Annotated in this window: 17 protein-coding genes and 1 pseudogene; 7 read left to right on the top strand and 11 right to left on the bottom strand. The window is 75.0% G+C overall.

What is annotated here, in order from left to right; translation table 11 throughout:
• Window positions 1-46: 46 nt before the first annotated feature.
• Entirely contained in the window at window positions 47-616 is a 570-nt protein-coding gene (locus tag ACZ6Z8_RS17515) for a TetR/AcrR family transcriptional regulator (RefSeq protein ID WP_465610646.1), read from the bottom strand.
• 71 nt (window positions 617-687) lie between these two features.
• On the opposite strand from ACZ6Z8_RS17515, the gene ACZ6Z8_RS17510 reads away from it, so the two are divergent.
• Window positions 688-1,173, top strand: a complete 486-nt coding sequence (locus ACZ6Z8_RS17510; protein WP_465610644.1) for an FBP domain-containing protein — start codon at window positions 688-690, stop codon at window positions 1,171-1,173.
• 62 nt (window positions 1,174-1,235) lie between these two features.
• On the opposite strand, the gene ACZ6Z8_RS17505 is transcribed toward ACZ6Z8_RS17510, so the two are convergent.
• On the bottom strand, window positions 1,236-2,273 hold the full coding sequence (locus ACZ6Z8_RS17505) for an aldo/keto reductase (RefSeq protein ID WP_465611121.1): 1,038 nt from the start codon (window positions 2,271-2,273) through the stop codon (window positions 1,236-1,238).
• 126 nt (window positions 2,274-2,399) lie between these two features.
• Between ACZ6Z8_RS17505 and ACZ6Z8_RS17500 the strand changes: the two genes are divergently transcribed.
• Window positions 2,400-3,065: a TetR/AcrR family transcriptional regulator gene (locus ACZ6Z8_RS17500; RefSeq protein ID WP_465610642.1), complete on the top strand. Its 666-nt coding sequence runs from the start codon at window positions 2,400-2,402 to the stop codon at window positions 3,063-3,065.
• Between the two features lie 286 nt (window positions 3,066-3,351).
• Window positions 3,352-4,029, top strand: coding sequence for a C39 family peptidase (locus tag ACZ6Z8_RS17495; RefSeq protein WP_465610640.1), 678 nt, complete (start codon window positions 3,352-3,354; stop codon window positions 4,027-4,029).
• 97 nt (window positions 4,030-4,126) lie between these two features.
• On the opposite strand, the gene ACZ6Z8_RS17490 is transcribed toward ACZ6Z8_RS17495, so the two are convergent.
• Complete coding sequence (locus ACZ6Z8_RS17490) at window positions 4,127-5,167, bottom strand: TerD family protein (protein WP_465610638.1); 1,041 nt, start codon at window positions 5,165-5,167, stop codon at window positions 4,127-4,129.
• An 82-nt stretch (window positions 5,168-5,249) separates the two neighbouring features.
• Window positions 5,250-6,445: pseudogene (locus ACZ6Z8_RS17485) on the bottom strand (cytochrome P450 family protein).
• 69 nt (window positions 6,446-6,514) lie between these two features.
• Here ACZ6Z8_RS17485 and ACZ6Z8_RS17480 point away from each other — a divergent pair.
• Complete coding sequence (locus ACZ6Z8_RS17480; RefSeq protein WP_465610636.1) at window positions 6,515-7,852, top strand: pyroglutamyl-peptidase I; 1,338 nt, start codon at window positions 6,515-6,517, stop codon at window positions 7,850-7,852.
• 123 nt (window positions 7,853-7,975) lie between these two features.
• On the opposite strand, the gene ACZ6Z8_RS17475 is transcribed toward ACZ6Z8_RS17480, so the two are convergent.
• Entirely contained in the window at window positions 7,976-8,485 is a 510-nt protein-coding gene (locus ACZ6Z8_RS17475; RefSeq protein ID WP_465611119.1) for an inorganic diphosphatase, read from the bottom strand.
• Window positions 8,486-8,615: 130 nt separating this feature from the next.
• Here ACZ6Z8_RS17475 and ACZ6Z8_RS17470 point away from each other — a divergent pair, with 130 nt between their 5' ends.
• Complete coding sequence (locus ACZ6Z8_RS17470; RefSeq protein WP_465610634.1) at window positions 8,616-9,431, top strand: hypothetical protein; 816 nt, start codon at window positions 8,616-8,618, stop codon at window positions 9,429-9,431.
• A gap of 8 nt (window positions 9,432-9,439) precedes the next feature.
• On the opposite strand, the gene ACZ6Z8_RS17465 is transcribed toward ACZ6Z8_RS17470, so the two are convergent.
• The 3 genes from ACZ6Z8_RS17465 to ACZ6Z8_RS17455 form a co-directional block, all read right to left on the bottom strand.
• Window positions 9,440-9,874, bottom strand: a complete 435-nt coding sequence (locus ACZ6Z8_RS17465) for a cupin domain-containing protein (RefSeq protein ID WP_465610632.1) — start codon at window positions 9,872-9,874, stop codon at window positions 9,440-9,442.
• Window positions 9,875-9,992: 118 nt separating this feature from the next.
• Complete coding sequence (locus tag ACZ6Z8_RS17460; protein ID WP_465610630.1) at window positions 9,993-10,724, bottom strand: Mut7-C RNAse domain-containing protein; 732 nt, start codon at window positions 10,722-10,724, stop codon at window positions 9,993-9,995.
• A gap of 104 nt (window positions 10,725-10,828) precedes the next feature.
• Window positions 10,829-12,082 carry an MFS transporter gene (locus ACZ6Z8_RS17455; RefSeq protein ID WP_465610628.1) on the bottom strand — a complete coding sequence of 418 codons (1,254 nt, stop codon included), beginning with the start codon at window positions 12,080-12,082 and terminating at the stop codon, window positions 10,829-10,831.
• 352 nt (window positions 12,083-12,434) lie between these two features.
• Here ACZ6Z8_RS17455 and ACZ6Z8_RS17450 point away from each other — a divergent pair, with 352 nt between their 5' ends.
• The gene (locus ACZ6Z8_RS17450) at window positions 12,435-14,849 is read left to right on the top strand and encodes a xanthine dehydrogenase family protein molybdopterin-binding subunit (protein WP_465610626.1); all 2,415 of its coding nucleotides are present in this window, start codon (window positions 12,435-12,437) and stop codon (window positions 14,847-14,849) included.
• Between the two features lie 48 nt (window positions 14,850-14,897).
• Window positions 14,898-15,362, top strand: a complete 465-nt coding sequence (locus ACZ6Z8_RS17445; RefSeq protein WP_465610624.1) for a (2Fe-2S)-binding protein — start codon at window positions 14,898-14,900, stop codon at window positions 15,360-15,362.
• A gap of 154 nt (window positions 15,363-15,516) precedes the next feature.
• On the opposite strand, the gene ACZ6Z8_RS17440 is transcribed toward ACZ6Z8_RS17445, so the two are convergent.
• From ACZ6Z8_RS17440 to ACZ6Z8_RS17430, 3 genes are all read right to left on the bottom strand, one after another.
• Window positions 15,517-16,794 carry an alpha/beta hydrolase family protein gene (locus tag ACZ6Z8_RS17440; RefSeq protein ID WP_465610622.1) on the bottom strand — a complete coding sequence of 426 codons (1,278 nt, stop codon included), beginning with the start codon at window positions 16,792-16,794 and terminating at the stop codon, window positions 15,517-15,519.
• 36 nt (window positions 16,795-16,830) lie between these two features.
• On the bottom strand, window positions 16,831-17,436 hold the full coding sequence (locus ACZ6Z8_RS17435) for a TIGR03086 family metal-binding protein (protein ID WP_465610620.1): 606 nt from the start codon (window positions 17,434-17,436) through the stop codon (window positions 16,831-16,833).
• A gap of 179 nt (window positions 17,437-17,615) precedes the next feature.
• A complete protein-coding gene (locus ACZ6Z8_RS17430) occupies window positions 17,616-18,371 on the bottom strand; it encodes an SDR family NAD(P)-dependent oxidoreductase (RefSeq protein WP_465610618.1) in 756 nt (251 codons plus the stop codon).
• Between the last annotated feature and the right edge of the window lie 62 nt (window positions 18,372-18,433).

The following is an 18,433-nucleotide window of genomic DNA, read 5'->3' as shown; positions in this document are numbered from 1 at the left end:
CGCACGGCGGGGCCACCGGCGGCGGCCCCGCCGCCCGGCACCCGTGTCAGGCCTTCGGCCAGTTGCGCAGCAGGGCGTCGAGGGCGTCGAGGACGCGCGCCCAGGTCTCCTCGGTGGTGCGCGGGGTGTGCTGGAAGCTTCCCGCCCGCTCCAGGGCCACGTAGCCGTGGAAGGTGCTGCCGAGCAGGCGGACCGCGTCGGTCTCGTCCGGCTCCGCGAGGTCGTAGCCGCGCAGGATCGCGCGGGTCATCCGGGAGTGCCGGACGGCGGCGCTGTTGAGCGCCGTCTCGTGGTCGAGCTCCAGCTGCGCGGCGGCGTAACGGCCGGGGTGCTCGCGGGCGTAGTCGCGGTAGGCGTTGGCGAAGGCGGCCAGGGCGTCCTTGCCCGCGCGTCCGGCCAGGGCGGCGGAGACCCGGTCGGCGAGTTCCTCCAGGGCGAGCAGGGCGATCCGGGTCTTGAGGTCCTGGGAGTTGCGGACGTGCGAGTACAGGCTCGCGTCCTTGACCCCGAAGTGCCGCGCGAGCGCGGAGACCGTGACCTTGTCGAAGCCGACCTCGTCGGCCAGTTCGGCTCCCGCCCGGGTGAGTCGTTCCGCGTTCAGTCCTACGCGTGCCATGGGCTTCCCTTCGATCGCCTGAAGCCATTATACGTTTGCCTAATCCTCCTAGGTAATTTACGTTGCTTCCTATGAAGCCGATGACCGAACAAGAGATCCGCTCCGCCTTCGTGAACTGCAGCAAGGGCGAGGCGAAACGGCTGCACGTGCCCCGCGACCTGACCGAACTCCCGTGGGACGACCTGGACTTCCTCGGCTGGCGCGACCCCCAGGCCCCCGATCGCGCCTACCTCGCGGCCGAGCTGGAGGGCCGTCCCGTCGCCGTCGCCCTGCGGTCCTCCGGTGCCACCTCCTGGCAGGCCCGGCGCAGCATGTGCTCGCTCTGCGTGACCACCCACACGGGTGGCGTCTCGCTGATGGTCGCGCCGCTGGCCGGGAAGGCCGGGAAGCAGGGCAACTCCGTCGGCGCCTACATGTGCTCCGACCTCGCCTGCTCGCTCTACGTGCGCGGCAAGCGGGAGGTCGGCACCCGGCTCCACGAGTCGCTCACCCTGGAGGAGAAGATCCGGCGCACCGTCGACAACCTCGCCGCCTTCGTCGCCAAGGTCACCGCCTGAGCGGGCGCCGGAACCCCGGGCAGGTCAACGGGCCGGCGGCAGGTCAACCGGCCAGCGGCAGGTCAACCGGCCAGCGGCGGGTCGAGCCGGGCGAAGGCGGCCTGGCGGCGGTACGGGAAGTACGGGTACGGCGCGGTGCGGGCGCCGGCCGCGTCCAGCCGGGCGACCTGGTCCTCCGTCAGCGACCAGCCGACGGCGCCGAGGTTCTGCCGGAGCTGCTCCTCGTTGCGGGCGCCGAGGATGACCGAAGAGACGGTCGGGCGGCGCAGCAGCCAGTTGATGGCCACCTGGGGGACGGTGCGGCCGGTCTCCGCCGCGACCTCGTCCAGGGCGTCGACCACCCGGTACAGCAGCTCGTCCTCGACCGGCGGCCCGTAGTCGGCGGTGTCGTGCAGCCGGCTGCCGGCCGGGAGGGCCTGGCCGCGCCGGATCCGCCCGGTGAGACGGCCCCAGCCGAGCGGGCTCCACACCAGGGCGCCGACACCCTCCTGCCGGGCGAGCGGCATCAACTCCCACTCGTAGTCGCGGCCGACCAGCGAGTAGTAGACCTGGTGGGCGGCGTAGCGGGGGCGGCCGTGGCGGTCGGCGAGGGCCAGGGACTTCATCAGCTGCCAGCCGGAGAAGTTGGAGACGCCGGTGTAGCGGATCTTGCCCGCGCGGACCAGGTCCTCCAGGGTGGCCAGCACCTCCTCGATCGGGGTGGCGGCGTCGTAGGCGTGCAGCTGGAACAGGTCGAGGTAGTCGGTGCCGAGGCGGCGCAGCGCGTCGTCCACCGACCGGACGAGCCGGGCGCGGGACGTACCGGCGTCCTGCGGGCCGTCGCCGACCGGCAGTCCGGCCTTGGTGGAGATCAGCACCTGGTCGCGGCGGCCGCGGACGGCCTGGCCGAGCACCTCCTCGGAGGCGCCGTCGGAGTAGACGTCGGCGGTGTCGAAGAGGGTGACCCCGGCGTCGATGGCGATGTCGAGCAGGCGGCGGGCCTCCTGGACGCCGGTGGTGCCCCAGGCGCCGAACAGCGGGCCGCGGCCGCCGAAGGTGCCGGTGCCGAGGCTGAGCGCGGGGACCTTGAGTCCGGATGCGCCGAGCCGGCGGTACTCCATGCCGTTCGATTCCATGGTGGCTGCCATGACCGTTCTCCCCTCGGAGCCACTAATGGGACTCCCGTTCCGTTAGAATGTCTCGAAGCTAGCAGACTCCGTCCGACTAATGGAACAGGAATCCCGTTAATGGCTGTCGAGCCGGTTGAACCCGTCGAGCCCGCCGACCCCGCCGCGCCCGGGGCAACCGGTGCGCCCGGGAGCGTCCGCCCCGGCGGCCGTACCGCCCGGATCCGCGCCGCCGTCCTGCGGGCCGCCGAGGACGCCCTGGTCGAGCACGGCTTCGGTGGCCTCGACCTCGGCGACCTCGCCCAGCGGGCCGAGGTCGGCCGGACCACCGTCTACCGCCGCTGGGGCAGTACCACCGCCCTGGTCGCCGACCTGCTCGCCGACATGGCCGAGCAGTCACTGCCGCGTTCGCGCAGCGGGTCGCTCGCCGAGGACCTGCGGGCCAACGCCCGACTGGTCCAGCGCACCCTGGCCGACCCCCGGCAGGGCGCGCTGTTCCGTGCCGTCATCGTGGCGGCCAACGGCGATCCGGGGACGGCCGAGGCCCTGCGCCACTTCTACCGGCGCCGGGTCGAGGAGTGGGCGCCGTGCGTCACCGAGGCCGTCGAACGCGGCGAACTCCCGTCCGACACCGACCCGTTCGAGGTGATCCGGGCCGTCTCGGCACCGCTCTACTACCGGATGCTCACCACCGCCGAGCCGCTCGACGAGCCGGCCGCCGACCGTGCGGCGGCCGCCGCCGAGGCCGCCGCCCGCGCGGGGGCGTACCGGCGGCAGGAGGCCTGAGCGGACGCGGTCGCACGGCCCTCAAGAGCCCGAACGGCCGCACAACGCGGGTGCGCGGTGCGGCCGTTCGGGCTCTTGAGGGACGGCGTGAGGGTCCGTCCTCGTCGTTCTCGTCATCGGGTGCGTCTTCCCCGGTCAGAGCGGTGCGATGACGTCGCCCCGGCGCACCGCGCCGACAGCGGCCGACACCGGGTCAGCTCCACCGGGACGCCGCCGCGCACGTTCCGTCACCTGTTCGCCGCCCACCGGCTGCGGAGCGCAACCGGCCTTCGTAGCGTCAGTGGCCATGACGACCACCGCACGAGCGCGAGCGCCCTGGCTCGCCGTCCTGACCGCCGCGGCCCTGGCCGCGGGCGCCGGCCCCGTACAGGCCGCCCCCAGGACCGCCAGCGTCCCCTACTACCACCAGCAGCTCGACAACGACTGCGAGGCCGCCGCCCTGCGGATGGTCCTCGCCTCGCGGGGGGTGCAGGCGGACGACCAGCAGATCCTGGACCGGATCGGCGTCGACCGGGAGCACCCCGAGTTCGGCCACTCCGGCCCGCGGTCCGGCGATCCCTACCGGGCGTTCGTCGGCGACCCGAACGGCTCCGAGACGGACGGCACCGGGTACGGCGTGTACTCCCCGCCGGTCGCCGGGGCCGCCCGCTCCTACGGGCTCACCGTGCGCCAGGACGGCGCAGGCGTCTCCGTCCAGCAGCTGAAGGACGAACTGGCCGCCGGCCACCCGGCGATCGTCTGGGTGGACTACCTCTGGCGGCACCTCGCGACCACCCCGTACACGGCGTACGACGGCCGGATCATCCCGTACGCGGGGCCCGCCGAACACACCGTCGTCGTCACCGGGTTCAGCGACGGCCGGGTGTCGGTCAACGACCCGGCGCGCGGCCGCACGACGGTCTCCGAGCAGGACTTCGCCGACGGTTACGCCACCTACGGGCAGATGGCGGTCGTCGTCGGCTGACCGGACCGGCCGGAACCCGGACAGCGGTTCCGGCCGGTGGCGGACGGCGGGAGGAGGACGGCGGGAGGAGGACGGCGGGAGGAAGAGCGGCGACGGCCTAGAAGAACGAGTCGTCGTCCTCGTAGTAGTTGTTGACGACCACCTGGGGCTCGTCGTCGCTCAGCGCCTCGTTGAGCAGCATGCCGCCGACCAGGCCCGCCGCACCGGCGCCGAGCACGGCACCGGTGCCGAAGCGGCGGCCGCCCTGGTCCTGGTGCTGCTGGGCGGGCACCTGCGGCTGGACCTGCTGCTGCGGGTAGCCCGCCTGCGGCGGGGTGTAGAACGGCGGGACGGTGGTCTGCACCCGCTGGGCGCAGGCGGCGCAGGCCTCGACCTGGCGCGGCACGCCCCACTGCGGCTGCCACAGCACCACGGCCGAGCCGACGCCGTGGGTGGGGTCGAAGAAACACGTCACGGGGGAACTCCCTGGTACTGGCTGGGTCTTCGGAACCGTGGGAACGACGGCGGCGGGCGCGGCCGCCGGCATCGGGGGCGGAGGCGCCTGGGCCGACGCCGGGGCCGAGGGGGCGGCCGGGGCCGGCTGGAGGACGTCGACACCGAAGTCGGTGGCGATGCCCGCGAGCCCCGAGGCGTAGCCCTGGCCGACGGCGCGGAACTTCCAGTCCGCGCCGTTCCGGTAGAGCTCGCCGAACACCATCGCCGTCTCGCTGCCCGCCTCCGGCGTCACGTCGTAACGGGCCACCTCGGCGCCGCCGTCCGCGTCGGTGAGCCGGACGTACGCGCCGCGCACCTGCCCGAAGGTCTGCCGGCGCTGCGCCGCGTCGTAGATCGCCACCGCGAAGACGACCTTCTGGACGTCGGCCGAGACGTCCGCGAGCCGGACCTCGATCCGCTCCCGGTCCTCGCCCCCGCCGTCCGCGCCGAGGTGGCGCACCGCGCCGTCCGGGCTCTGCAGGTTGTTGAAGAAGACGAAGTGCTGGTCCGTGAGGACCTTCCCGGACGCCCCGCAGAGCAGGGCGCTGGCGTCCAGGTCGTACCCGGGGCCGGCCGTCCAGCCGAGGCAGACCCTGACGGACCGCACGCCGGGCGCCTGCCGGTTCAGGGAGACGTTGCCGCCCTTCGTCAGGGCCACACTCATGGGGTTTCCTCCACCACCGTCCGAATCACGCTGTTCGACCACGACAACGCTGTAGATGCCACGCCGGTTCCCGGTGTCCCGATCAGAACCGGACGGGGAGTTCCAGCAGGCCACGGGCCCTCATGGTGGGCCGGTGGCGCAGCCGCTCGGCCGGGACGTCCAGGGCCAGCGCGGGGAAGCGGCGCAGCAGGGCGGTGAGCGCGAGCGCGGTCTCCATCCGGGCCAGCGGGGCGCCCAGGCAGTAGTGGATGCCGTGGCCGAGCGCGAGGTGGCCGTTCTCCCGGCGGCGCAGGTCGAGCCGGTCGGGGTCGCCGAACTGCTCGGGGTCGCGGTGGCGGAGGCGAGCGAGAGCAGCACCGTCTCCCCCGCCGGGATGCTGACGCCTCCGATGGTGACGTCCTCGCGCGGGAATCGGCGGATGGCCAGCGGGGCCGGTCCGTCGAAGCGGGCGAACTCCTCGACGGCGCCGGTGATCAGCTCCGGTTCGGCGCGCAGGGCGGCGAGCTGCTCGGGGTGGGTGAGCAGGGCGAGGACGGCGTTGGCGATGAGGTGGACGGTGTTCTCGTAGCCGCCGAAGAGGATGACGAAGGCGAGCGAGGTCAGTTCCTCCTCGCTCAACCGGTCCTGCTCGTCCCGGACGGCGATCAGGTCGGAGAGCAGGTCGTCGGCCGGCTCGGCGCGCTTGCGCTCGATCAGGCCGGTGAAGAAGGCGAGCATTGCCCCTACGGCGTCGCGGGCCTGCTCGGGGCGGTCCGGGTCCGGGGTGATCAGGGTGTCGGTCCAGGCCCGGAAGTCGTGCCGGTCGTCCTCGGGGACGCCGAGCAGGTCGCAGATGACGGTGATCGGCAGCGGCGCGGCGTAGCTCGCGAGCAGGTCGGCGCGGCGGCTCGGCCCGGCGGTGTCCTCGACGGCGTCGAGGAGTTGCTCGGCGACGCGCTCGATCGGCGCGTGCAGGGCGGCCACCCGGCGCGGGGTGAAGGCCTGGGCGACCAGGCGGCGGATCCGGGTGTGGTCCGGCGGGTCCATGTTGAGCAGGTTGGCGTCCAGCGCGGGCGGCAGCGCGAAGCCCCGGTAGTTGCCGGGCGCGGCGTGCGCCCGGTCGAGGGCGAGGCGGGGGTCGGTGAGGGCCTGGCGGACGTCCGGGTAGCGGGTCACCAGCCAGACGGGCAGTCCGTCCGGGCCGGCGATCCGCCGGACGGGCGCCTCGGCGCGCAGTTCGGCGTAGGCGCGGTAGGGGTCGGTGAGCAGGGACTTCACGGTCGGGTCGAGGGGTGTCACGCGGTCAGCCTACGGGGCGGGGGAAGGCACTCTGGCGGGGCGTCAGTGCCGCACCTATTGTCGGCGTTCATGACAAACACTCGCCACGCCGCCGACCGCACCGCACGTGCTGCCGGACGTGCCACCGGACGCGCCTTCGGCCGGGCCGCCGCCACGGCCACCGCCCTCGCCGGGACCCTCGCCGCCCTGATCGCCCCGGCCGCCGCCCAGGCCGCACCGGCGGGCTGCCGGACCGTCACCACCGCGCCGCTGGACGCCGAACAGGCCAGGCTCCAGGACCCCCGGACCGCCGTCTTCACCGAGCGCTCCGGCCTCGACGAGCTGCTCCACGGCTTCCCCACCGCGCTCTGCTCCGCCCGCACCGCCCACCGCGCCCAGCGGGTGGTGGACGCCTGGGGCCGCAGGCTCTGGCAGGCCGGCCTCGACCGCGCCCAGGGCCGCCGGCCCGCCGGCGAGCTGCCCGCCCTCGACGACCGTCCGCTGTACTGGGCCCGGCTCGCCATGACCGTCCAACTCGCCCGCTGGCAGCCCGGGTTCGACGTCGACCACGCCGAGCTCCGGGCCCGCTTCGAGGACGCCTCCCGCGGCCTGGACGACGGCTTCGGCGACGAGTCCGGCCCCGACTCCGGCTCCGGCATCCGGCGGATCTTCGTCAGCGGCTTCGACCCGTACGGCCTGGACACCGAGCCGCGCCGGGCCAATCCCTCCGGCGCGGCCGTCCTCCAACTGGACGGCCGGCGGATCACCCTGGCCGACGGCAGCACCGCCGAGGTGCGGGCGGTCGTCCTGCCGGTGCGCTACGGGGACTTCGACGACGGCATCGTGGAGCGCGCCTTCGGCCCCCACCTGCGGCCCGGCGGCCCGCAGTCCGCCGACCTGATCACCAGCATCAGCCAGGGTTACCCCGGCATGTTCACCCTGGAGGCCTGGGCCGGGCGCGCCCGCTCCGCCGACCCGGCCACCGACAACGTCGGCGCGCTCTCCGGCGGCACCACGACCCACCCGGTGGACGCCCCGGGCCTGGCCGCCGGCCCGCAGTTCATCCGCACCACCCTGCCCACCGACGCCATGACGGCCGTCCAGCAGCCGTACCCCGTCCTGCTCAACACCCCGGTCGTCGAGATCCCCGCCGGCGCCACCGCCCCGGTCCGGCGCACCGACGGCCCCACCCCCGGCTCCCGGGCCGTCGCCGGGGGCGGCGGGGGCTACCTCTCCAACGAGGTCGCCTACCGCTCCAACCGCCTCCGCCTCACCCTCGACCCCGACCTGCCCGGCGGTCACCTCCACACCCCCGTCCTCACCGGTCTGCCGGACCAGCAGGACCAGGTCACCTCACCGGAGTTCGAGCACAACGAGGCCGCGATCTCCGACGAGGTCCGCGCCATCCTGGGCAGCGCCCGGCTCTGAGCACCGGCGGCGCGGGCCCGGTTCCTCTCCCCGACAGCCCGACCACCCGGCAGCCCGACCGCCCGGCAGCCCGGCCGCCCGGCCGCCCGGCAGCCGGGCAGCCGGGCGGCGGGGGGGGAGGAGTCAGGCCGGATGGGCGAAGCGGGTGCCTGCCGCCCGGGAGTAGCGGGTGCCCTCGGCGCGGGCGCGGGATGCGGCGATCTCGGTGCCGGCCGCCTCGCGGCCGGCCCAGTGCGAGCCCCGGACGGACTTGCCGCGTTCGAGGTCCTTGTACACCTGGAAGAAGTGGGTGATCTCCAGCAGGTCGTACTCGCGCAGGTCGCCGATGTCCTGCAGAGCGGCGTAGCGCGGGTCGTGGGCCGGGACACAGAGGATCTTCTGGTCGGGGCCGCGCTCGTCGCGCATCACCCACATGCCGACCGCCCGGCAGGTGAGCACGCAGCCCGGGACGGCGGGCTCGCCGCCGAGCACGAGGGCGTCCAGCGGCTCGCCGTCGCCGCCGAGGGTGCCCTCGACGTAGCCGTAGTCCGCGGGGTAGCGGGTGGCGGTGAAGAGCGTGCGGTCGAGGCGGATCCGGCCCGCGTCGAAGTCCATCACGTACTTGTTCCGCGACCCCTGCGGGATCTCGATCATCACGTCGAACTCGGCGGGTTCCACCGGTGGCCTCCTCCTCGGCTCGTGGGGAGATTGTCCGCCGTCCGGACTCCCCGGGCACCATCGGAACGGCCCCCGCGGTTCACGGTCAGCCGCTAGCATCCGGACCATGGGGAGTTGGCGGGTCACGGTCATGCACCACCATCGCACGCCGGGCGGACGTCCGCAGGGCCGCCCGGAGGGGCCGCTGGCCCGGCGGGACGGGTGGGAGGTGCACGGCAGGCACGGCGAGCTCAGCTGCGTCGACCCGACCGGTCTGGTCCGCTGGCGGCGGCCCTGCCCGGGGCGGCCGAACGCGGCGCACCTCTCCGCCGACCGGGTGCTGGTGACCACCGACTCCTTCGAGTACACGGCCCGGGGCCACCTCGGCCCGGCCCTGCTGCTGGACCTCGCGGACGGCGCACCGGTCGCCGAGCTGGCCGGCGAGCGCGGGGCGGCGATCGGCGGTGGGCGGTTCGTCCTCGGCCTGGAGGGCTACGGCGCCTTCGACACCCGGGCCCACGACCGGGACGGCGCGGTGGTCGACTCCTGGCGCAGCTACGGCCACTACGTGGTCGGCGACGGCCTGCGCGTGGTCGAGACGGACCGCCGCCGCCCCACCGGCAGCCGGGTGGTGCGGCTGCTGCCCGGCGGAGCGGTCGAGCGCGGCCCGCTGCTGACCGACCCCCAGGCCCCGGAGCCGCTGGCGCTGCCCGACGGCACCCTGCTGGTGCTGGACGCGGGGGTGCTGCGCGCGGTCGGGCGGGAGCTGGACGACGCCGTGCTCGCCGAACTGCTCCCGCTGGCCCCGGAGGAGCAGCACCGTTTCACCGGTGGGCTGAGCCGGACGGCCGAGGGCCTGAGCGCGACGCTCGTCGAGCGCCACCCGACCCGGATGGGCAGCTACACCACCCACCGCTGGGTGCTCGGCCTGGTCGGACTCTGACCACCCGCTCAGCGGACGGTCGCCCTCCAGGGGCCCTGCTCGGGGCGCGCCTCGGTGTCGGTGCCCGGCCAGGGCGGCATGGTGACGGCGGTGATCCGCAGCGGCCCGTCGGCGTCCGGGTCAGCCCGGAACTGGAAGGCCGTGCCCAGCGGGATCGACGCCGCGGTTCCGGGCGCGAGCCGGAGCGTCTCCTCCCGGCCGCCCTGGCGGCGCCACAGTTCGCCGCTGCCCGCGGTGACCTGCCACAGCTCCTGCACGGTGGCGTGCGACACCGCGTGGGTGACCTGCCCGGGGGCGAGCTCGAAGACCGCGAGGCTGCCGAGACCGTCCAGCACCAGCAACGGGCGGACCACGGCGCCGTCCGGGGCGGTCACCGCGGGGGCGTCAGCGGTCCCGGCGCTCTCGAAGGGCTGGTGGACAGGCGGTACGGGTTGTTCGTTCATCCGACGACCCGGCCTCTCGTGTGACGGAGTACCTCACTCCTCGGGGCTGCCGCTCCCCGGGCTGCCGATCCCGGGCTGCCGCTGCCCCGGGGCTGCCACTACCCCGGAGCGTCCCGGACTACCCCGGGACGCCCCCGAAGTCACGCACGGCCTCGGTGACGATGGACTCCAGCCGGGCGTGGTGGGCGCCGCGCCAGTACGCCTGGCCGCAGTCGGCGCACTGGGCGAAGGCGTCGTAGGAGCGCTCGGTGCCGTCGTGGAGCTGCTCGCGCACGGTGGTCTTGCTCACCGTGCGCAGCGCGCCGTTGCAGGTGGTGCAGCGGCTCCAGGGCGCGAGCGGCGGGGCGAAGCGGGAGAGCACGTCGCGCAGTTGCTCGGCGGGGCGGTGGCTGTAGACGTAGGCGCCGGCCCACAGTTCGCGGCGGCGCAGCAGGCCGCGGTCGCGGGAGAGCATCACCCGCTGCTCGGCGGCGGAGCGGGCGGCCAGGGCCGCGTCGCCGATGTCCGGGTTCTCGTACGCGGCGTCGATGCCGAGCAGGCGCAGTCGGCGGGCGAGGGTGCCGAGGTGGACGTCCAGCAGGAAGCGCGGCGGGGCGGGCGAGGGCTGGGGCCGGGCCACCGCCCCGACGCTGACGTGCTCGGTGTCGGCCGGAACGTGGGAGTCGGGCACGGGCTTGCCGTTCACCAGCAGGGTGCCGACCTCGGTGAGCGGCACGCCCAGGGACTCGACCACGTGACCGAGGGTGGAGGTGCCGTCGGTGCGCAGCGCGGTGCGGCCGGCCCGTCGGGGCGCGGAGACGAAGAGGTGCAGCTCGGGGGCGAAGTCGAGCCAGATCTGGGGTCGGTCCACGCGGCCAGCATGCCAGCGGGGGGCGGGCCGGGGCCACCGTTTTCCGTGCCCCGCCGCCGGCGAGGCTTCCGGGCCGCGCCGCCCGCCCGGGCGTCGGAAGGACCCTAGGCGGCCGGGACGACCGGCACGGGCGCCGGCTGCCGGTCGCGCGCCGCCCAGCGGGCGACCGGTCCCATCGCGTACCCGGCGGCCAGGAACACCCCGCCCAGCACCAGCCAGCCCACGAGCCCGCCCTCCAGCAGCAGCGCGGTGAGCAGCAGCGGCCCGAGGGTGCGGGCGACGGCGACGCCGGTGCCGAAGAAGCCCTGGTACTGGCCGATCCGCTCGGGCGGCGCGAGGTCGAAGCCGAGCTGCCAGGAGCCGGCCGACTGCCGCATCTCGCCGGCCACCTGGAGCACGGCCGCGACGACCAGCAGCGCGCCGAACGCCCAGACCGGCATGGTCAGGGCCGAGAGTCCGCAGACCACGCAGGAGGCGAGCAGCAGCACCCCGGAGGCGCGCACCGCCCGGACCGCCGAGTCCAGTCCGCTGACGTCGCGGGCCGCCCGGACCTGGAAGGCCAGCACGGCCAGGGTGTTGAGCACGAAGAGCACCGAGCCGAGCCAGCCGAGGCCGGAGGCGCGCTGGGCGATCCACAGCGGCAGGATCAGGCTGAGCAGCGGCATCCGCAGCAGCAGCACGGTGTTGACCAGGGTGACGGCGGCGTAGCGGCGGTCGCGCAGCACGGCCAGGCGCGGGCCGGTACCCGACTCCTGTGGCGCGGGCGGGACTTCGGGCAGCCGCCGGAGCACCAGCGCCCCGGCCAGGAAGCCGACCGCGGTGACGGCGAAGGCGGCGAGGTAGGCGCTCCGGGTGCCGACGGTCAGCGCGATGCCGCCGATGGCGGCTCCAACGGCGAGTCCGCCGTTGAGGGTTGACTGCAGGTGGGCGAGCAGTCCGGTCCGTTCGGCGCGCGGCACCAGGCCCGCGACCAGCGCCTGCCGGGCGGCGGTGAGGCCGGACTGCGCGGTGGCGTAGAGGCAGACAGCGAGCAGGAACAGCCCGTAGGAGCGCACCACCAGGAGGGCGGCGACCACGGCCGCCGTGCCGAGGGCGAGGGCCACGGCGGTGCGGCGGGGGCCGCGCCGGTCGGCGAGGTGGCCGAGCGGCACGCCCGCCACCGAGCCGAGCGCCCAGGCGATCGCGAGGCCGAGGCCGAGGGCGGTCGGCGACATCCCGACGACCCGGGTGAAGTAGAGCGCGGAGCAGGTGTAGTAGGCGCCGTCGCCCACCGAGCTCGCCAACTGGGCTGCGGCGAGGGTGCGCTGGGGACCGGCGGGGGGCAGCAGGGCGAAGCCTGCGGCGCTCTGGTTCGGCACTTCTCTCCTGTCGGACGGGCGGCGCGCGGGCCGGAGGTTCACAACCGTCCGGGGCGGCTCTCAGCGGGGCACCGCCCAGCCTAGGGGCGGAATGGACCGGCCGACAGATCCAATGATCTTGAATTTTCCTGGGCCACTCGCCCACCGTCGGCCGGCCTCCGCCGCACCGCCGGGCGAGCCGTGAACTCCCTTACGAGGAGCACCCGTTGCCCCGGGAGCGCCGCCCCGGACCGGTCTCCCCCGCCCGTCCGAAGCGCCGTCCGTACCCGCTCCGACGCCGCCGCCGGAAGCGGACGGAAGCACTCCACCACCCGGCCGGAGGGCCAAGATTGGCCATGTTGACCCCTCAGTAGTGCCCTCCTATGCTCAACGGCGTTCGCGATCCGGCACCGGGGCCGGGGCCGTCCGTGCCCGCCCGATCCGGCGCCGTCTCCCGCTCGAAGGGTTTCCTCCCATCAGCACCTCCACCGCCCCCTCGGACTCCGCCGGCCACCCGGGCGACGGCGGAGGAGCGGCCGGCGCCGCAGCCCCCGACGGCACCGCGGGCCCCGCCGAGGCCACCGGCCGCCGCCGCTTCCTCACCTACCTGCTGGCCGCCCCGACCCTCACCGTCGCCGCCCGGCTCGGCCTCGACGCCGCCGCGCCCGCCTCCGCGCAGGCCGCCGTCCGCGCCGCCGCGGCCGCCCAGGACGCCGCCGCGCCCCCGCAGTTGCTCGGCCTGCCGGGCATCCCGGACGTCCTCGACCTCGGCGACGCGATGATCCTGGCTGGGCTGCCCACCGCCCACCTGCTGGTGCTCGAAATCACCCCCACCGGGCGTGCCGCGCTCCACCTGCCCCGGCTGGAGGTCGGCCAGGGCCTGACCACCGCGATCGCCGTGCTGGTCGCCGACGAGCTCGACGCCAGGCTCACCGACGTGGACGTGCCGCTCTCCGACGGCCGCCCCGAACTGCTCTTCAACCAGCTCACCGGCGGCTCCAACTCGGTGCGCTCGCTCCACGACCCGGTGCGCGCCGCGGCCGCCGCCGCCCGCGCCCGGCTGGTCACCGCCGCCGCCCGGCGCTGGAACGTTCCGGCGGACGGACTGCGCACCGCCGACTCCGCCGTCCTGGCCCCCGACGGCCGCCGCCTCGGCTTCGGCGAACTCGCCGCCGACGCCGCCTCGGTGGTCGTGCCGGCCGTGCCCGCCACCCCCAAGTCCGCCGACCAGCGCCGCCTGGCGGGCCGGCCGACCGGCCGCATCGACGCCCGCGACATCGTCACCGGTCGCGCCGAGTACGCCGGGGACCTGCGGATCCCGGGCGCCGCGCCCACCGTGGTCGCCCGTCCGACCACTGTCAACGGCACCCTCAAGTCCCTGGACGCCTCCGTCGCCCGTGCCATGCCCGGCGTGCTCGCCGTGGTGCAGATCCCCACCGGCGTCGCCGTCCTCGCCGAGACCTTCGACCAGGCGCTCAAGGCCCGCGACGCGCTGCGCACCACCTGGAACCCCGGCCCGGTCGCCGACCTGTCCGACGCCGACGTCCGGGCGAAACTGCGCGCCGCCCACGCGCCGTTCCTGCTGCCGCCGCTGCTCACCCCCTACCTGGACGGTGAGTTCGACTTCGCCTTCGTCAACCACGCCCCGATGGAGGTGCTGACCGCCGTCGCCGACGTCCGGCCGGGCCGCGCCGAGCTGTGGTTCGCCTCGCAGAGCCCGATCATCGCCCAGCAGGCCGTCGCCGCCGAACTCGGCCTGCCGCAGAGCGCCGTGACCGTCCACGTGGTGCGCGGCGGCGGCTCCTTCGGGCGTCGGCTGTTCTTCGACGCCGCCCTGGAGGCCGCCCAGGTCTCCAAGGCCGCCGGGCGTCCGGTCAAGCTGATGTGGACCCGCAACGACGACATGCGCCACGGCCGGATGCGCCCCGCCAGCCACCACCGGATCCGCGCCACCTACGGCCTCGGCCAGGTGCTCACCTGGGAGCACCGCGCCGCCACCGTCCGGACCGATCTCTCGCACGGGCTCGGCGAGGCGCTCACCGGTGCCGGGTTCAACCTCTCGGTCGCCGGGATCAGCCTGGCCCAGGCCTTCTTCCTGCTCACCGAGAAGAACCCGTACGACGTCGGCACCCCCACCCAGCTGCTCGCCGAGCTGCCGCTGCAGATGCACACCGGCAGCTGGCGCTCGGTCTACTCGGGGACGGTCCGGGTCGCCGACGAGATCATGATGGACGAACTCGCCCGCAGGATGGGCCAGGACGAGGTCGCCTTCCGCCGTGCCCGGCTGCGCGACGCCGCCGGACGGGCCGTGCTGGACACCGTCGCCAAGGCCGGCGGCTGGGGCCGTCCGATGCCGGCCGGCCAGGCCCAAGGCGTCGGCTACCACGAAGAGAACGGCGGCCGGGCCGCCTACCTGGTCGAACTCGACGCCACCGACCGGGCCGACCCCCGGGTCACCAAGGCCGTCGTCGCCGCCGACGTCGGCCAGGTCATCAACCCCCGCGGCCTGGAGGCCCAGCTGACCGGCGCCCTGAGCGACGGCATCTCGGTGATCCTCCAGGCCGGCAACCACCTCGACAACGGCGCCTTCCGGGAAGGAAGTTACGCCGACTTCCACTACGCCCGGCAGCGCAACACCCCGCCCACGGTCGAGATCCACCTGATGCCCCCGAGCGGGGCCCCGGGCGGGGCCGGCGAGCTGGGCGTGCCGGCCGCCTCCGCCGCGGTCGCCAACGCCTACGCCCGGGCGACCGGCACCAGCCCGCGCTCCTTCCCGATCAACTTCTGACCCAGCGCCACCCACCTGACCGCCCGGAACCAAGGACATCGCCTCCCCATGCCCACCCACACCTTCGTCCTCAACGGGCAGCCCGTGACCGTCGACGCCCCGGACGACATGCCGCTGCTCTGGGTGCTTCGCGACAAGCTCGGCGTCACCGGCCCCAAGTACGGCTGCGGGGTGGGGGTCTGCCGGGCCTGCACCAGCCACCTCGACGGCCAGGAGTTCCAGCCCTGCACCCACCCCGTCAAGGACTGCGAGGGCCGCACCGTCACCACCATCGAGGGCCTCGCGGACGGCGACACCCTCCACCCCGTCCAGGAGGCCTGGATCGACTGCGACGTCGCCCAGTGCGGCTTCTGCCAGCCGGGTCAGATCATGACGGCCGTCGCCCTGCTGCGCCGCACCCCGAACCCGACGGACGCGGACATCGACCAGATCCAGAACATCTGCCGCTGCGGCAGCTACCCGCGCATCCGCGAGGCGATCAAGCGCGCCGCGGCGGGCGGACAGGTGCACTGACGCGGAGTCGCCGTTCCCCGCAGCGGCGACGACGACACCTGGCTCACCGTCATACCGACAACGGGGCGGACGGCCTGGCCACGCCCAGCACGGCCAGGTGTCCGTCGACGCCGATCATGCCTGCCCTCGGGTGACCAGATCGGCGCACAGTCCTTCAGCGCCCGAGCAGCCGGTCCGCGATCTCCTCCACCACCGCGGCCGCCACGTGCCCCGGTCGGGCGTACTCGGCCGGGGTGGCGGGGCCGGTGCCCGGCATGAGGAGGTGGTTGAGGTCCGGGTGGATCCGGATGCTCACCCCGGGCCGGCCCGCGAGCGCCTGCTGCCAGCGCGTCAGGTCGTCCTCGACGGTCACCTGGTAGTCCCGCCCGCCCTGGAGGATCAGCATCGGGAGACCGAGCCCGGCCGCCGTGGCCAGCTGGTCGTAGCCGCGCAGGTCCAGCCAGTAGGCGGCGGAGAGCCCGAAGGGCAGCGACTCCGCCGGGGTGTCCGGGGTCAGGTCGGGGCCGGCCACCACCGCGGCCTGGCGGACCAGCGCCGCCACCATCTCCGTCGCCCCGGGCCCGGGCGTCAGCGCCGCGAGGTGGCGGGCGACCCGGACGGCCGCCTCGTGCATCGGCTGGGCGTCCGCCGCCAGCAGCACCAGTCCCGCGAGGGGTGGTTCCGCGGCGGCGGCGATCCGGGGCGCCACCTTGCCGCCCATGCTGTGGCCGACCAGGTGGACCCGGTGCGGGTCGACCTCCGGCCGGGCGCGGAGCAGTTCGACGGCGGCCAGCGCGGGCGGCAGGTACTCCTCGACCACGGTGAAGTCCGCGGGCAGCCGGTCCGGGTGGGCGAAGGTCGGCTTGTCGAAGCGCAGAACGGCCACCTGCCGGCTGGCGAGACCCCAGGCGAGGTCCTTGAGCGGCTTGTTGGGGCCGCTGCTCCCGTCCCGGTCGAAGGCGCCGCCGCCGCTGAGCAGCACCACGGCGGGCCAGGGCCCCGGGCCGACCGGCAGGCTGAGCGTGCCGGGGACGGCGAGCGGTCCGCCGCCGAGCCGGACCTCGGTCTCGGTGAAGCGCGCCGGGTCCGCGTACGGCGGCGGCTGCCAGGCGGCGGCCTCGCCGGGATCGAGCCGCAGGCCGTGCAGCAGCCCGTCCGCACCGACCGAGGTGACCACGGTGAACCCGCCGTCCCCGCAGCTCACCGGAAGGTGCACCCGGACCGGCTCGTCCCCGGGCCGGACGACCGGTTCCCCGATCGCGGTCACCCCGCCCCGTCCGCCGGTCTCGGTCGTCCAGGCGAGCCGCAGCGCACCGGCCGGGACGGCGGCCCGCAGCGGTGGCGCGAACAGTTCGACGGCCCCGGCGAAGTCCTCGGCCCGCAGCAGCGCGGCAAACGCGCGCGCCGCCTCCAACACCGTGTTCTCGTTCACCGTGTTCTCGTTCTCCCCCATGACCAAGAAGGCTACCAGGAAAGGGAGTTCGAGGAGTCAGTCCTCGACGGCAGCCGACGGGTCGCGGCCGAAGAACGCGGCCAGCCGGTCGTACACCGGGGCGCCCGCCGGGGCGGGGACCTCGGGGCCGAAGGCGCGGTGCTCCGCTTCGTCACCGCGGTACTCGGGCCTGAGGGCGCCACGGGCCCAGTCGAGCGCCGCGCGCGCGACCTCGCGGTCCAGCCCCTCGGTCGACTGGCCGGTCGCGCGTGCCAAGTCCCAGGCGTGGACGGCGAATTCGGCGATCTGCTGGTCGACCGGGAAACGCGCCGGCAGGATGGCGCCGCCGGGGGCCGGCGTCGTGCCGGTGAGGTCCCCGGCGGCGCGCCAGGCCGTGACCAGCCGTTCCGCGCCGGCCTCGAAGGCGTGCAGCCAGTCCTCCTCCACCCGCTCGAAGGACTGCGACCGGTCCGGCTGCCCGCCCTCGGCCCGCACGGTGAACTGCCGCAGGTCGAACAGGAGGTGGCTGACCAGGTCGCCGACGTCCCAGGAGCGGCAGGGGGTCGGGTGGCCGGCCAGCTCGACGCCGGTGCCGTCGATCAGGCCCGCCGTCTGGGCGAGGGCCCGGGCGAGCAGCTCGATCGGGTCGTCCACCGCGGTCATGGCACACCTCTCGGTCGGGGGCGCACGGGTCGTGCCGGGCGATCGTAAGCACGGGCACCGACGACCGCCGGGCACGACACCCGACCGCCCGGCCCGACGCCGCCGCCGCTCCCGGTCCGATGGGAAGCCGGGCGGGCGGGCCGGGTGGAAGAGCCGGGCGGGAGGGTCAAGCGGCACGGTCAAGCGGCGAAACCGCCGTCCACCGACAACTCCGCACCGGTGACGTACCGGCCGTCCTCCCCCACCAGGTAGGAGACGGCGCCCGCCACCTCCTCCACCGTGCCGTACCGCCCGAGGGCGACGAAGCCGCGCTGGAACTCGGCGGACGGGCCGTCGGCCGGGTTCATGTCGGTGTCGATCGGGCCCGGGTGGACCAGGTTGACGGTGATCCCGCGCGGGCCGAGCTCCCTGGCCAGCGCCTTGGTGAGGCCGATCAGCGCGGCCTTGCTGGTCGCGTAGAGCGCGGCGCCGGGGAAGACGACCCGCTGGGCGATGCAGCTGCCGATGCCGACGATCCGCCCGCCCTCGGTCAGGTGCTTCACCGCCGCCTGGGCGTAGAGGTACGGCGCGCGGACGTTGACCTCCAGCACCCGGTCGAGCTCCTCGGTCGCGACCTCCTCGATCGCCCCGCCGGCGCCGACCCCCGCGTTGTTCACCAGGATGTCCAGCCGTCCGAACCGTTCGGCGACGGCGGCGACCGCGGCGTGCACCGCCTCCGGGTCGGCGCTGTCGGCGCGCACGGCCCAGCCGTTGCGTCCCATCGCGGTGATCTTCGCAACCACCTCCTCGGCCCGCTCGGCCGAGCCCTGGTAGGTCAGCGCCACGTCGGCACCGTCCTCGGCCAGCCGCAGCGCGACCGCCGCCCCGATCCCCCGGCTGCCGCCGGTCACCAGGGCCACCTTGCCGTCGAGCGCCGCCGCACCGTTCATCGTCATCTCTCCAGGTCTCCTCGATCACGTGGTCCGATCGCGGCCCCGGCCGGTGTTCCGGCCGGTGT

The sequence above is a fragment of the Kitasatospora sp. NPDC101108 genome, assembly GCF_055584725.1.
This window is presented reverse-complemented; position numbering and strand designations above follow the sequence as displayed.

Excerpts from the sequence above, each read along its gene's own strand:
- ACZ6Z8_RS17515 (WP_465610646.1), bottom strand. The coding sequence starts at position 616 with ATGGCACGCGTAGGACTGAACGCGGAACGACTCACCCGGGCGGGAGCC.
- ACZ6Z8_RS17510 (WP_465610644.1), top strand. The coding sequence starts at position 688 with ATGAAGCCGATGACCGAACAAGAGATCCGCTCCGCCTTCGTGAACTGC.
- ACZ6Z8_RS17505 (WP_465611121.1), bottom strand. The coding sequence starts at position 2,273 with ATGGAGTACCGCCGGCTCGGCGCATCCGGACTCAAGGTCCCCGCGCTC.
- ACZ6Z8_RS17500 (WP_465610642.1), top strand. The coding sequence starts at position 2,400 with ATGGCTGTCGAGCCGGTTGAACCCGTCGAGCCCGCCGACCCCGCCGCG.
- ACZ6Z8_RS17495 (WP_465610640.1), top strand. The coding sequence starts at position 3,352 with ATGACGACCACCGCACGAGCGCGAGCGCCCTGGCTCGCCGTCCTGACC.
- ACZ6Z8_RS17490 (WP_465610638.1), bottom strand. The coding sequence starts at position 5,167 with ATGAGTGTGGCCCTGACGAAGGGCGGCAACGTCTCCCTGAACCGGCAG.
- ACZ6Z8_RS17480 (WP_465610636.1), top strand. The coding sequence starts at position 6,515 with ATGACAAACACTCGCCACGCCGCCGACCGCACCGCACGTGCTGCCGGA.
- ACZ6Z8_RS17475 (WP_465611119.1), bottom strand. The coding sequence starts at position 8,485 with ATGATCGAGATCCCGCAGGGGTCGCGGAACAAGTACGTGATGGACTTC.
- ACZ6Z8_RS17470 (WP_465610634.1), top strand. The coding sequence starts at position 8,616 with ATGGGGAGTTGGCGGGTCACGGTCATGCACCACCATCGCACGCCGGGC.
- ACZ6Z8_RS17465 (WP_465610632.1), bottom strand. The coding sequence starts at position 9,874 with ATGAACGAACAACCCGTACCGCCTGTCCACCAGCCCTTCGAGAGCGCC.
- ACZ6Z8_RS17445 (WP_465610624.1), top strand. The coding sequence starts at position 14,898 with ATGCCCACCCACACCTTCGTCCTCAACGGGCAGCCCGTGACCGTCGAC.
- ACZ6Z8_RS17440 (WP_465610622.1), bottom strand. The coding sequence starts at position 16,794 with ATGGGGGAGAACGAGAACACGGTGAACGAGAACACGGTGTTGGAGGCG.
- ACZ6Z8_RS17435 (WP_465610620.1), bottom strand. The coding sequence starts at position 17,436 with ATGACCGCGGTGGACGACCCGATCGAGCTGCTCGCCCGGGCCCTCGCC.
- ACZ6Z8_RS17430 (WP_465610618.1), bottom strand. The coding sequence starts at position 18,371 with ATGACGATGAACGGTGCGGCGGCGCTCGACGGCAAGGTGGCCCTGGTG.